This window comes from Pseudomonas sp. S3_E10 (assembly GCF_054667615.1).
The window spans coordinates 2,312,360-2,325,926 of the sequence record NZ_CP162743.1; the positions used below are offsets into that span (position 1 = coordinate 2,312,360).

The 13,567-nt window shown below is 61.7% G+C and carries 12 protein-coding genes; 11 read left to right on the top strand and 1 reads right to left on the bottom strand.

Features of this window, described 5'->3' with window-relative positions:
• Positions 1 to 21: 21 nt before the first annotated feature.
• The 7 genes from hslV to AB4N98_RS10445 all read left to right on the top strand — a co-directional run bounded on the left by hslV (position 22) and on the right by AB4N98_RS10445 (position 7,716).
• A complete protein-coding gene (gene hslV, locus AB4N98_RS10415; protein WP_003171209.1) occupies positions 22 to 552 on the top strand; it encodes an ATP-dependent protease subunit HslV in 531 nt (176 codons plus the stop codon).
• Between the two features lie 37 nt (positions 553 to 589).
• The gene (gene hslU / locus AB4N98_RS10420) at positions 590 to 1,927 is read left to right on the top strand and encodes an ATP-dependent protease ATPase subunit HslU (RefSeq protein WP_003171208.1); all 1,338 of its coding nucleotides are present in this window, start codon (positions 590 to 592) and stop codon (positions 1,925 to 1,927) included.
• A 68-nt stretch (positions 1,928 to 1,995) separates the two neighbouring features.
• Complete coding sequence (locus tag AB4N98_RS10425) at positions 1,996 to 2,373, top strand: gamma-butyrobetaine hydroxylase family protein (protein WP_017526532.1); 378 nt, start codon at positions 1,996 to 1,998, stop codon at positions 2,371 to 2,373.
• A gap of 249 nt (positions 2,374 to 2,622) precedes the next feature.
• A complete protein-coding gene (gene phaC / locus AB4N98_RS10430) occupies positions 2,623 to 4,302 on the top strand; it encodes a class II poly(R)-hydroxyalkanoic acid synthase (protein WP_017526533.1) in 1,680 nt (559 codons plus the stop codon).
• 149 nt (positions 4,303 to 4,451) lie between these two features.
• Positions 4,452 to 5,297, top strand: coding sequence for a poly(3-hydroxyalkanoate) depolymerase (gene phaZ, locus AB4N98_RS10435; RefSeq protein WP_017526534.1), 846 nt, complete (start codon positions 4,452 to 4,454; stop codon positions 5,295 to 5,297).
• Positions 5,298 to 5,385: 88 nt separating this feature from the next.
• On the top strand, positions 5,386 to 7,068 hold the full coding sequence (phaC, locus tag AB4N98_RS10440) for a class II poly(R)-hydroxyalkanoic acid synthase (RefSeq protein WP_460149412.1): 1,683 nt from the start codon (positions 5,386 to 5,388) through the stop codon (positions 7,066 to 7,068).
• Between the two features lie 27 nt (positions 7,069 to 7,095).
• Entirely contained in the window at positions 7,096 to 7,716 is a 621-nt protein-coding gene (locus tag AB4N98_RS10445) for a TetR/AcrR family transcriptional regulator (protein WP_065879491.1), read from the top strand.
• A 7-nt stretch (positions 7,717 to 7,723) separates the two neighbouring features.
• Here AB4N98_RS10445 and AB4N98_RS10450 read toward each other — a convergent pair whose 3' ends face one another.
• A complete protein-coding gene (locus AB4N98_RS10450) occupies positions 7,724 to 8,407 on the bottom strand; it encodes a response regulator (protein WP_017526537.1) in 684 nt (227 codons plus the stop codon).
• Between the two features lie 341 nt (positions 8,408 to 8,748).
• On the opposite strand from AB4N98_RS10450, the gene AB4N98_RS10455 reads away from it, so the two are divergent.
• The 4 genes from AB4N98_RS10455 to AB4N98_RS10470 all read left to right on the top strand — a co-directional run bounded on the left by AB4N98_RS10455 (position 8,749) and on the right by AB4N98_RS10470 (position 13,556).
• Positions 8,749 to 9,315 carry a fimbrial protein gene (locus AB4N98_RS10455; protein ID WP_065879492.1) on the top strand — a complete coding sequence of 189 codons (567 nt, stop codon included), beginning with the start codon at positions 8,749 to 8,751 and terminating at the stop codon, positions 9,313 to 9,315.
• Positions 9,316 to 9,347: 32 nt separating this feature from the next.
• Positions 9,348 to 10,121 carry a fimbrial biogenesis chaperone gene (locus AB4N98_RS10460; protein WP_065879525.1) on the top strand — a complete coding sequence of 258 codons (774 nt, stop codon included), beginning with the start codon at positions 9,348 to 9,350 and terminating at the stop codon, positions 10,119 to 10,121.
• A gap of 12 nt (positions 10,122 to 10,133) precedes the next feature.
• Positions 10,134 to 10,877 (top strand): fimbrial biogenesis chaperone, encoded by a 744-nt coding sequence (locus AB4N98_RS10465; protein ID WP_460149539.1) that lies wholly within the window; start codon positions 10,134 to 10,136, stop codon positions 10,875 to 10,877.
• Between the two features lie 156 nt (positions 10,878 to 11,033).
• Positions 11,034 to 13,556: a fimbria/pilus outer membrane usher protein gene (locus AB4N98_RS10470; RefSeq protein WP_065879493.1), complete on the top strand. Its 2,523-nt coding sequence runs from the start codon at positions 11,034 to 11,036 to the stop codon at positions 13,554 to 13,556.
• The last annotated feature ends 11 nt before the right edge of the window (positions 13,557 to 13,567 follow it).

Below are 13,567 nucleotides of genomic sequence, written 5' to 3' on the forward strand. Positions count from 1 at the left end.
CGCTGCGTGGAGACTCTCCCCTTGACCACCATCGTTTCAGTACGTCGCCACGGCAAAGTCGTCATGGGCGGCGACGGCCAGGTTTCCCTGGGTAATACCGTGATGAAAGGCAACGCGAAAAAAGTGCGTCGCCTGTACCACGGTCAGGTACTCGCCGGCTTCGCGGGCGCCACCGCCGATGCCTTTACCCTTTTTGAGCGTTTCGAAGGCCAGCTTGAGAAACATCAGGGCCACCTCGTGCGCGCTGCCGTCGAACTCGCCAAAGAGTGGCGCACCGACCGCTCCCTCAGCCGCCTGGAAGCCATGCTGGCCGTGGCCAACAAAGACGCGTCCTTGATCATCACCGGCAATGGCGATGTGGTTGAGCCTGAACATGGCCTGATCGCCATGGGTTCCGGCGGTGGTTACGCCCAGGCCGCGGCCAGCGCACTGCTGAAGAAAACCGACCTGTCGGCCCGGGAAATCGTCGAGACCGCCCTGGGCATCGCCGGCGATATCTGCGTGTTCACCAACCACAACCAGACCATTGAGGAGCAGGACCTCGCCGAGTAAGCCGTAGGCTTATTCCTGCTTGAGGCCGCCAAACACTATGTCCATGACTCCCCGCGAAATCGTCCACGAACTTAACCGCCATATCATCGGCCAGGACGATGCCAAGCGCGCCGTTGCCATCGCCCTGCGTAACCGCTGGCGCCGGATGCAACTGCCCGAAGAACTGCGCGTTGAAGTGACGCCCAAGAACATCCTGATGATCGGCCCGACCGGTGTCGGTAAAACCGAGATTGCCCGGCGCCTGGCCAAACTGGCCAATGCACCGTTCATCAAGGTCGAAGCGACCAAGTTCACCGAAGTCGGCTATGTGGGCCGGGACGTCGAGTCGATCATCCGTGATCTGGCCGACGCCGCCCTGAAGATGCTGCGCGAACAGGAAGTGACCAAGGTCAGCCACCGCGCCGAAGACGCCGCCGAAGAGCGCATCCTCGATGCCCTGCTGCCACCGGCGCGCATGGGCTTCAACGAAGATGCCGCGCCGTCGTCGGATTCCAACACCCGCCAACTGTTCCGCAAGCGCCTGCGCGAAGGCCAGTTGGATGACAAGGAAATCGAGATCGAAGTTGCCGAAGTGTCTGGCGTGGACATCTCCGCACCGCCTGGCATGGAAGAAATGACCAGCCAGTTGCAGAACCTGTTCGCCAACATGGGCAAGGGCAAGAAGAAAAGCCGCAAGCTCAAGGTGAAAGAGGCGCTCAAGCTGGTGCGCGATGAAGAAGCCGGGCGCCTGGTGAACGAGGAAGAGCTCAAGGCCAAGGCCCTCGAAGCGGTCGAACAACATGGCATCGTGTTTATCGATGAGATCGACAAGGTGGCCAAGCGCGGCAATTCCGGCGGCGTCGACGTGTCCCGCGAAGGCGTGCAGCGTGACCTGCTGCCGCTGATCGAAGGCTGCACCGTCAACACCAAGCTGGGCATGGTCAAGACCGACCACATCCTGTTCATCGCCTCCGGCGCGTTCCACCTGAGCAAGCCAAGCGACCTGGTGCCGGAGTTGCAAGGCCGCCTGCCGATCCGCGTGGAGCTCAAGGCCCTGACCCCGGGCGACTTCGAACGCATCCTCAGCGAACCGCATGCCTCGCTGACCGAGCAATACCGCGAACTGCTGAAAACCGAAGGGCTGGGCATCGAGTTCCAGGCCGACGGCATCAAGCGCCTGGCGGAGATCGCCTGGCAGGTCAATGAAAAGACCGAGAACATCGGTGCCCGTCGCCTGCACACACTGCTTGAGCGCCTGCTTGAGGAAGTGTCCTTCAGCGCAGGCGACATGGCTGGTGCGCAGAATGGCGAGGCGATCAAGATCGACGCTGACTACGTCAACAGCCACTTGGGCGAATTGGCGCAGAACGAAGATTTGTCGCGGTATATCCTGTAAGCCTCACACCGAACTGCTTTGCTTCAATGTGGGAGGGGGCTTGCTCCCACATTTCAGGGTTATCTCCAATGTCCAAATTTCCGACTGCCGTAAACCTGCACAAAACCTCCAACACCCTCAGCCTCACTTACGGGCCGGATGAAACCTACCAACTGCCCGCCGAATTCCTGCGAGTGCACTCCCCTTCCGCCGAGGTCCAGGGCCACGGCAAACCCATCCTGCAATACGGCAAGCTCAACGTCAGGTTGATCAAGCTGGAACCGGCCGGTCAGTACGCACTGAAATTGACCTTCGACGATGGGCATGACAGCGGGCTGTTCACGTGGGACTACCTCTACCAATTGGCCGTGCGTCAGGACGCGCTGTGGGCCGATTATCTCGCCGAGCTCAAGGCTGCCGGAAAAACCCGCGACCCGAGTCAGTCGGTCGTGCGGCTGATGCTCTAGCCCAGGCTTCTTGCTCTTTAGAGGGCATTTTCTAATTTCATCTGCTTGAATGCCCTGTCTCGTGGCCAACGATTGGCCCGCTTGCGAAAAAAATTAAACTCGGGTAACCAATGGAACTGGCAAGTTCCCTGCATTTGACGATGCGGTATCAACGGTCACCCGAGTCGCAGTACCAGGCTTGTGTTGTGTATCGAAACTTCGTACGCAGCGGTACCCGGTACTCGTCTTTCGGACAATGGAGCGTCGTAGATGAGTAACAAGAACAACGATGACTTGAAACGCCAGGCCTCGGAAAACACCCTGGGGCTGAACCCGATCATCGCGTTACGCAAAAAGGATTTATTGGCCTCGGCGAAGATGGTGCTGACCCAAGCCATCAAGCAACCGTTGCACAGCGTCAAACACGTCGCCCACTTTGGCGTGGAACTCAAGAATGTGATGTTCGGCAAATCCGCGCTGGTGCCCGAGAGCGACGACCGTCGCTTTCACGACCCGGCCTGGAGCCAGAACCCGCTCTACAAACGCTACCTGCAAACCTACCTGGCGTGGCGCAAGGAACTGCACGACTGGATCGGTGACAGTAACCTTCCCGCACAGGACATCAGCCGCGGCCACTTCGTGATCAACCTGATGACCGAAGCCATGGCACCGACCAACAGCGCGGCCAACCCGGCGGCGGTCAAACGCTTCTTCGAAACCGGCGGCAAGAGCCTGCTCGACGGTCTGTCGCACCTGGCCAAAGACATGGTGCACAACGGCGGCATGCCGAGCCAGGTCAATATGGGCGCCTTTGAAGTCGGTAAATCGCTGGGCACCACCGAAGGCGCGGTGGTGTTTCGCAATGACGTGCTGGAGCTGATCCAGTACAAGCCGATCACCGAGCAGGTGCACGAGCGCCCGCTGCTGGTGGTGCCGCCGCAAATCAACAAATTCTATGTGTTCGACCTGAGCCCGGATAAAAGCCTGGCGCGCTTCTGCCTGCGCAATGGGCAGCAGACGTTTATCGTCAGCTGGCGCAACCCGACCAAGGCCCAGCGTGAATGGGGCCTGTCGACCTATATCGAGGCGCTCAAGGAAGCGGTGGATGTGGTCACGGCGATCACCGGCAGCAAAGACATCAACATGCTCGGCGCCTGCTCCGGCGGCATCACCTGCACGGCCCTGCTCGGTCACTACGCCGCGCTGGGGGAGAAAAAGGTCAACGCCCTGACCCTGCTGGTCAGCGTGCTCGACACCACCCTGGACACTCAGGTGGCCTTGTTCGTCGACGAGCAAACCCTGGAAGCAGCCAAGCGCCACTCCTACCAGGCCGGCGTGCTGGAAGGCCGCGACATGGCCAAAGTGTTCGCCTGGATGCGCCCCAACGACCTGATCTGGAATTACTGGGTCAACAACTACCTGCTGGGCAACGAGCCGCCGGTGTTCGACATCCTGTTCTGGAACAACGACACCACGCGCTTGCCCGCGGCGTTCCACGGTGACCTGATCGAGCTGTTCAAGAACAACCCGCTGGTGCGCCCCAACGCGCTGGAAGTGTGCGGCACCCCCATCGACCTCAAGCAAGTGACCGCCGATATCTATTCACTGGCCGGTACCAACGACCACATCACGCCGTGGCAGTCTTGCTACAAGTCGGCGCAGCTGTTTGGCGGCAAGGTGGAGTTCGTGCTGTCCAGCAGCGGGCATATCCAGAGCATCCTCAACCCGCCCGGCAACCCCAAGGCACGCTATCAGACCAGCGACAGCCTGGCGGGCAAGCCGCTGGAATGGCAAGAAAACGCGACCAAGCACACGGATTCGTGGTGGCTGCATTGGCAGGCCTGGCAGGCGGAACGGGCGGGCAAGCTGAAGAAGGCGCCGACGTCATTAGGCAATAAAACCTACGTCGCAGCCGAAGCGGCACCTGGAACCTATGTACACGAGCGCTAGATTGAAATGGGATCAAATGTGGGAGGGGGCTTGCTCCCGATAGCGGTGTGTCAGTCAGTTGATCCATTGGCTGAGCAATTGCAATCGGGAGCAAGCCCCCTCCCCCATTTGGACCGCACTCCGGCTGTAACACTTCACAGGGCTTGAGCATGCCGCAACCGTTCATCTTCCGTACCATCGACCTGGATGGCCAGACCATCCGCACGGCGGTACGCCCAGGCAAGCCTCACTTGACGCCGCTGCTGATTTTCAACGGCATCGGCGCCAACCTTGAGCTGGTGTTTCCGTTTGTACAGGCGCTGGACCCGGACCTGGAAGTGATCGCCTTCGATGTACCGGGCGTGGGCGGTTCGTCCACGCCCAAGCGGCCCTACCGCTTTCCCGGCCTGGCCAAACTCACCGCGCGCATGCTCGATTACCTGGATTATGGCCAGGTGAATGCGGTAGGGGTGTCCTGGGGCGGGGCGCTGGCGCAGCAGTTTGCCTATGACTACCCGGAGCGCTGCAAGAAGTTGATTCTGGCCGCCACCGCGGCCGGCGCCTTTATGGTGCCGGGCAAGCCCAAGGTGCTGTGGCTGATGGCCAGCCCACGCCGCTACATCCAGCCGTCCCACGTGGTGCGCATCGCGCCGATGATTTATGGCGGCTCATTCCGCCGCGATTCCAAGCTGGCCGCCGAGCATGCCAGCAAAGTGCGCTCGGCCGGCAAGCTCGGCTATTACTGGCAGCTGTTCGCCGGGCTGGGCTGGACCAGCATCCACTGGCTGCACAAGATCCGCCAGCCAACCCTGGTACTGGCGGGGGACGACGACCCGCTGATCCCGCTGGTCAACATGCGCATGCTCGCCTGGCGCATTCCCAACGCACAGTTGCACATCATCGATGACGGGCATCTGTTCCTGATCACCCGGGCCGAGGCCGTGGCACCGATCATCATGAAGTTTCTGGAGGAGGAGCGCCTGCGCGCCGTGATTCACCCAAGACCCGCGGTGTAAGGACCACACCGCCGCGCAACTTGCCGGGAACCGGCTATGGTTCTGAATTGGCGTGCCTGTTGATGGTTTGACGAAGGAGTGTTGGCTCATGCGAGAAAGACCCGTGACGAACCCGGCGCCCACCCCTGCCGCGTTTATCAATGCGCAAAACGCAATCACCGGCCTGCGCGGCCGGGATTTGCTGTCCACGCTGCGCAGCGTTGCCGCTCACGGCCTGCGCAACCCGGTGCATACCGCCCGTCACGCCCTGGCCCTGGGTGGCCAATTGGGTCGCGTGCTGCTCGGGGAGACGGTGCATGAACCCAACCCGCGCGACAGCCGCTTCGTCGACCCCACCTGGACGCTCAACCCCTTCTACCGGCGCAGCCTGCAAGCCTATCTGAGCTGGCAGAAGCAGACTCGCCACTGGATCGATGACAGCGCCCTGAGCGCCGACGACCAGGCCCGCGCGCACTTTGCCTTGGCCCTGATCAATGACGCGGTGTCGCCCTCCAATACCCTGCTCAACCCGCTGGCGATCAAGGAACTGCTCAACTCCGGCGGCAACAGCGTGGTGCGCGGTGTGAGCAACCTGTTCGACGACCTGCTGCACAACAATGGCCTGCCGCGCCAAGTCAGCAAGCATGCATTCGAAGTGGGCAAGACCGTCGCCACCACCCCAGGCTCGGTGGTGTTTCGCAATGAGCTGCTGGAGCTGATCCAGTACAAGCCCATGAGCGAAAAACAGTACGCCAGGCCGCTGTTGATCGTGCCGCCGCAGATCAACAAGTACTACATTTTCGACCTGAGCCCGGCCAACAGCTTTGTGCAATACGCGCTCAAGAATGGCTTGCAGACGTTCATGGTCAGCTGGCGCAACCCCGACGTGCGGCATCGCGAATGGGGTCTTTCCACTTATGTGGCGGCGCTGGAGGAAGCACTCAACGTGTGCCGGGCGATCACCGGTGCCCGCGAGGTCAACCTGATGGGCGCCTGCGCCGGCGGCCTGACCATCGCCGCCCTGCAAGGCCACCTGCAAGCCAAGCGTCAGTTGCGACGCGTCTCCAGCGCCAGCTACCTGGTGAGCCTGCTCGACAGCCAGATCGACGGCCCGGCCATGCTGTTCGCCGATGAGCAGACCCTGGAAGCCGCCAAGCGCCGCTCCTACCAGCAAGGCGTGCTGGACGGCCGCGACATGGCCAAGGTGTTCGCCTGGATGCGCCCCAATGACCTGATCTGGAACTACTGGATCAACAACTACCTGCTGGGCAAGGAACCGCCGGCCTTCGACATCCTGTACTGGAACAACGACAACACCCGCCTGCCCGCTGCGCTGCATGGCGACCTGCTGGATTTCTTCAAGCACAACCCACTGACCCACGCGGGCGGCCTGGAGGTGTGCGGCACGCCCATCGACTTGCAGAAAGTCACGGTGGACAGCTTCAGCGTCGCCGGGATCAACGACCACATAACGCCGTGGGACGCGGTGTACCGCTCCACGCAATTGCTCGGGGGCGACCGGCGCTTCGTGCTGTCCAACAGCGGGCATATCCAGAGCATCCTCAACCCGCCGGGCAACCCCAAGGCCAACTACGTCGAGAACCCCAAGCTGAGCAGCGACCCGCGCGCCTGGTACTACGACGCCAATCATGTCGAAGGCAGCTGGTGGCCGCAGTGGCTGGACTGGATCCAGCAGCGCTCGGGCATGCAACGCGAAACCCTCACCGCCCTGGGCAACCAGAATTACCCACCGATGGAAGCGGCGCCGGGCACTTACGTGCGTGTGCGCTGAGCTCAACGATCACATTAAGAAGACTGGATGAAGACCCGCGACCGTATCCTTGAATGCGCCCTGCAGTTGTTCAACCAAAAGGGCGAGCCGAACGTGTCGACCATGGAAGTCGCCAACGAAATGGGGATCAGCCCCGGCAACCTCTACTACCACTTCCATGGCAAGGAGCCGCTGGTACTTGGGTTGTTCGAGCGCTTTCAAAACGAGCTGGCGCCGCTGCTCGACCCACCGGCGGACGCACAGCTGGAGGCCCAGGATTACTGGCTGTTCCTGCACCTGATCGTCGAACGTTTGGCCCATTACCGGTTTTTGTTCCAGGACCTGTCCAACCTGGCCGGGCGCCTGCCGAAACTGGCCAAGGGCATTCGCCACCTGCTCACCGCGCTCAAGCGCACCCTGGCGTCATTGCTGGCGCGGCTGAAGGCGGCCGGGCAGTTGGTCAGCGACACCCAGGCGCTGGGGCAGTTGGTGGAACAGATCACCATGACCTTGCTGTTTTCCCTGGACTACCAGCGCATCCTCGACCGCGAAGGCGAGGTGCGGGTGGTGGTCTACCAGATCATGATGCTGGTGGCGCCCCATCTGTTGCCGCCCGCACGCCAGGCAACGCAACGCCTGGCGCTGCGTTATCTGGACGATCCGACTTGACCGGCGGTTATGCCGGCTTGCCGAACTGCTGAGTGAACTTGAACAGTTCACTGTCGCTGGAAATACCCAGCTTTCGATAAGCCGATTGTTTTTGCGTGCTGATCGTACTTGCGCTGCGCGAAAACTTGGCGGCAATTGAATTGACGCTCATCCCGTCCAGAAAACACCTTAGTACTTCCTGTTCCTTGGGCGTGAGGCCGCTACTGAGTTGCAGAGCGCTCGCCAAGTCCGCCTGTTTATTTGCAACATCACGCCCCGCGTGCAGGTCTTGCAGTGCCAATACACTACTGGGCTGTAGATAAAGTCGCCCCTGGGCAACCGTTCGAATAGCCGTGAACAGGTCCGCCAGGTTTTGCGTTTTACCCAGGATCCCCCAGCACCCGGCCTTCAATGACAATGAAACGGTGGCCGGCGTGCAGTGCGAAAACACCACCAACGGCCGGCAACTGCTAAAGCGCCTGTGCAGCGCTTTGATCAGGCTGAGGCCATCGAGGTCCGACGGCGCCAGGGCGAAGTCCATGACCACCACATCCGCCAACCGCCGGGATAGCGCCTCCAGCAGGTCTCGCGCCGTGGCGAAGGAACCGATCACTTCGATATCGGACTCTTTACTCAGGCTCAGCTCAATGCCTTGGCGAACCATTTCATGGTCATCCAACAACATCACGGTATACGCAGTGGAAGTACGCATCTGAACACCTGCGTCGGTAAATACAACACGCTGAGCCCGGTATAGCTCAGCACTTGAGCGGCTTCAATATTAAGGCAGGTTATTTAATGCCGCGCCTTACAGTAATAACTGAAGGAAACAGCTGAGTCGTTTTCTTACACACAGAAACGCAACTTCAAAATCAATAAACAAAACAACACGATTTCGAACAATCACGAACGGTTATTCGTAGGTTTTCTATAGAGCGCGTTCAACTTTTGATACAAATTGTCCTCAACGCCAATCCAGAAAGATGCGATCGCCAAGACCCAGGCCGCATTAACCGGAGGCGAGTTACACCTCACTTAATAACTGGACATACGATGAACCTTTACGCTCTCTCCACCGCCGCGGCCGTTCTTGCCTTGAGTGCTGCGGCAAATGCCGCTGACGGTGTGATCAACTTCACCGGGCTTGTCTCCGATGTGACCTGCACAATCGAAAGTGCAACGGCGGGCACCCGCGCAGTGGTCAAAAACGTCAACCTGGGCGGCGTGAGCGCTTCGCGACTGGCAACCGCGGGCAGTCGCTCCAACCTGACCGGTTTCACGATTCGTATCGGTGCGCCCGGCGAGGCCAGTTGCACCAATGGGCGCACCGCCATGGTTGCCTTCGACCCCACCAGCCCGGCCATCGATGTAGCCACCGGGCGCCTGAATATCGATGGTCACGACGACCCGGCCGACACCACCACCGCCAAGAACGTGCAAGTTGAAATAACGCGCCGCGACGGCGTCCCGATCAATGTCTACACCGATAAATCCGATGGCGTGGTGATTGCCGACAACCAGGCCATCATCCCCCTGGCAGCACAAATGTTCGCCAGTGGCGCCGCGACCGAAGGCACGGTCAAGACGCGTGTCGGCTTTATGGTCGAGTACGCCGAGTAGAGCGCCGCCAGGAGCGCGAAGCGATCACCATGATGAAAACAATCACCGCCCTCGTGCTTGCCTGCTGTGCCGTTGCAGGCCTGCCCGCGTTTGCGCCGCCCGCCATGGCCGGCGTGATTGTGCATGGCACTCGGGTGATCTACCCCGCCGAGCGGCAGGAGGTGATTGTGCGCCTGGAGAACAAGGGAGACCGCCCGACGCTGGTACAGACGTGGCTCGACAGCGGTGACCGACACTCCACCCCGGCAACCGCCCAGACGCCGTTCGCCCTTTCACCGCCCTTGTTTCGCATCGAGCCCAACCAGCAGCAGGCACTGCGCCTGCGCTATACCGGCGAACCGCTGCCCGTCGACCGCGAACGGCTGTTCTGGCTCAACGTGCTGGAGGTGCCGCCGCTGTCGGCCGATGCCGCGCAGAACAACCAGCTCGAAATGTCGTTTCGCACGCGTTTGCGGGTGTTCCTGCGGCCGGCGTCGCTGCCTTATCCGGTCACGGCGGCCGCCTCAAAATTGCAGTGGCGCCTGGTGGCCCATGATCGCGGGTTCGCCCTGCAGGCCAGCAACCCCACGCCGTACCATATTTCGTTGGCCACGGTGGTATTGGTCAGCGGCGCCAAGCGGTTCAGCAAGGCACCGAACCAGGCCGCCGACGACAGCCTGATGCTGCCGGCAGGCGACGTGAAGCGGTTTGTATTGCCCCAATTGCGCAACCCCCCCAGCCACGCGGCCAGGGTGGAGTTCACCACGGTCAGCGACTTTGGCGCCCGAGTGCAGCACTCGGCTGACCTGACCTACAGCGGCGGATAACCCATGCAGGCGATGTCGGTTTTACCTGTGCTGGCGAGCATTGTGCTGATGAGCGCGCTCACGGCACACGCCGGTGTTGTCATCAACAGCACGCGGATTATTTACCCCCAGAACGACAAAGAGGTAACGGTCAGGCTGGAAAGCAAAAACCAGGTGCCGGTATTGGTCCAGGTCTGGCTGGATCGCGGCGATGAGCATTCAACCCCGGGGCTGACCGACATCCCCTTCGTCGCCACACCGCCGATTTTTCGCATGGAACCCGGCAAGCAACACGTGGTGCGCCTGGCCTACACAGGTGAAGCCTTAGCGCCTGCGCAAGAAAGCCTGTTCTGGTTCAACGTGCTGGAGGTGCCCTCACAGCCCCACGGCGCTCGCCACAGCAATCAATTGCAGTTGGCCTTCCGCACTCGTATCAAGCTGTTTTTGCGCCCACACAACTTGCCTTACGCGGTCGAGGCGGCGCCGGCAAAACTGCAGTGGCGACGCGTCTCGGGTGAGCACGGCCAAGCGCTGGAGGTCTTTAACCCGACGCCCTATCACCTGACCTTCGAACAGATCGACGTGCAGGTCTCGGGCCAGCGTCACCCCCGCAAATCGGCGGCGTCGGGCCCCGAAAACATGGTGATGCCCGGCGGGCGCAGGCGTTTCGAGCTGCCGACGCTCAGCTCTTTTCCAGGCCGCACGACCAACGTGGTGTTCCAGACTCTGGATGACTTTGGCGTAACGGTCTCCCACAACGCCAAGGTATTGCCATGACCGCGCACGGCCTTAGGGCATAGCCGGCTGGCGCCAATCATGGCCTGTCGCGGCAGGCCGGCCAGGTGATTCGCACCGCTTCGGTTGATGCCCATTGGCTTGGGCAGGGGCTCCCCATGCCCACATTTGCACAACCACTGTTTGAGTACGCTAAACATGAGTTTGAAGACAGCATCGGTGAGACACCAACGGTTCAAGCGTTCGGTGCGCGGCGTGTTGCTGGCGGGAAGCGCCCACGCACTGAGCGGCCACTGCGCCGAGCATGTCGAGTTCAACCCGGCGTTCTTCCCGGATGGCGCCGCCGGCTTGCAGGTTGATATTTCACGCTTCAACCAAGGCAATGTGGTGCTGCCCGGCAGCTATCGCACCGAGGTCTACCTCAACGGCCAGTGGATCGGCCGCGAGACATTGGCCTTTGCGGCCGTCGCCGGCCACAAGTCGGCGCAATTGTGCCTGGAGCGCGATGCGCTGCTCAGGTTCGGGATTGATCTGGCGGCGGTGCAAGCTTCCGCGCTTTCCAGCTGCGCTGACATCGCCGCGTACTTGCCAGGCGCCAGCAGCCAGTTTGAATCGGGCGAAAGCCGCCTGGACCTGCAAGTCCCGCAGATCTACCTCAAACGTCAGCCACGGGGTTATGTTGACCCCCAGCACTGGGACAGCGGCATCAATGCCGCTTTTGTGCGCTATAACGCCAATACCTTTGCCACACAGGCCGGTGATCGTTCGCTGAGTTCCAGCTACTTGGGCGTGAATGCGGGGCTCAATCTCGGCGATTGGCATTGGCGCCACAACGGCAGCTACACCCGCACCCAGACGACCTCCGGCTACCAACGCAGCGCCACGTATGTGCAGCGTGAAATCAGCGCATTGCAGGCCCAACTGACGGTGGGCGAACTCTACACGCCGGGTGAACTGTTCGACAGCGTACGCCTGCGCGGCACCAGCCTGGCCAGTGATGATCGGATGTTGCCTGACGCCCGGACCGGCTTTGCCCCGGTGGTGCGCGGCATCGCCGAAACCAACGCACGGGTCAGCGTGCGCCAGCGCGGGGTGCTATTGGACGAGGTGTCCGTGGCGCCCGGCCCGTTCGTGCTCAATGACCTGTTCCCCACCGGTTACGGCGGCGACCTCAGCGTGACGATCACCGAGGCCGACGGCCGCACCCGTGAATTCATCGTGCCGTTTGCCGCCAACGCCAACCTGCTGCGCCCCGGCTATCAACGCTACTCAGTCAGTGTCGGCACGCTGGATGAGATCGGCCTGCGCCACCCGCCTTCGCTGGCCCAGGCGACGTATCAACAAGGCCTGAGCAACCTGCTGACCGGCTACACCGGCGCGGTGCTCAGCGACGACTACCAATCGCAGTTGCTGGGCGCGGCCTTCAATACCCCGCTGGGTGCGCTGTCGCTCGACCTGACCCGCTCCAACGCTCGCCTGCCGGGCCACGGCTCGCGCGAGGGGCGAAGCGTACAGGTGCGCTACAGCAAGAACTTCGCCGACACAGGCACCCACTTTGCCCTCGGTGCATACCGTTACTCCACCGCCGGTTTCCTCAGCGTGAGCGACGCCGCCCGCGTTCGCGACCTGGCTATCGACGGGTTCAAAGGCGACAGCGTCTCGCGCCTGCGCGACCGGATGGACATCAGCCTCAACCAGAGCCTGGGCAACGGCTCGGTTTTTTTGACCGGTTCCTCGCAGCACTATTGGAACCGCACCAATGGCAACCTGACCTTCACGGCCGGCTACAGCAGCCATTGGCAAAAGCTGCATTACACCGTCAGCGTGCAGCGCACCCGCGACCTGCTCAGCGAACGGGTCGACCAGCAGTTTGACCTGTCATTCAGCCTGCCATTGGGCCGCGGTGCGCGTTCACCGACCCTGACCACCACCGTCTATCGGGGCGACCAGAGCAGTGGCGAGCGCGTGAGCCTGGGCGGCAGCATGGGTGAGCGCAGCGAACTCAGTTATGGTTTGAACGCCAGCCGGGCCGACGGCAGCGGCAACGCCACCAGCGCCGACATGAAATACCAGACCAGCCATGGCGTGCTGTCCGCCGGCTACGGCCAGAGCAATGCCTATCGCTCGACATCGTTCGGCATGACCGGCGGCATCGTGGCCCATGCGGGCGGCGTGACGTTCGCCCCCGAACTGGGCGATACGGTTGGCATCGTCCAGGCACCGGGTGCGGTCGGCGCGCGCATCAATGGCAACCACGGCGCCCAGATTGGCCGGCGCGGCTTTGCCGTAGTGCCCCATCTCACGCCCTACCGCAAGAATGTCGTGGAGTTGGACCCCAAAGACCTTGCCGTCGACATAGAACTCAAGACCGCGTCGCACAACGTGGCACCCCGCGCCGGCGCGGTGGTGAAGCTGCAATTTGCGACCGTGAGCGGCCAGGCCCTGTTGATTACTGCACGGCGCGACGATGGCAGCGCGCTGCCGTTCGGCTCGGACGTATTCGATGAGGATGGCGCCAGCGTCGGGATTGTTGGCCAGGGCGGCAAAGCCTTTGTGCGCGTGTCCCGCCCGCAAGGGCAACTGACGGTCAAGTGGGGCGCGGGTGCGCAAACCCTGTGTCGGTTGACCTATGGCGCAGGCACGCCAGTTTCCAGCGATAACACCCAGCGGTTACGCCACCTGAACGCGGGCACCTGTGAAGCCGGCGCCAACCCTGTCTGAAAAACTCATTT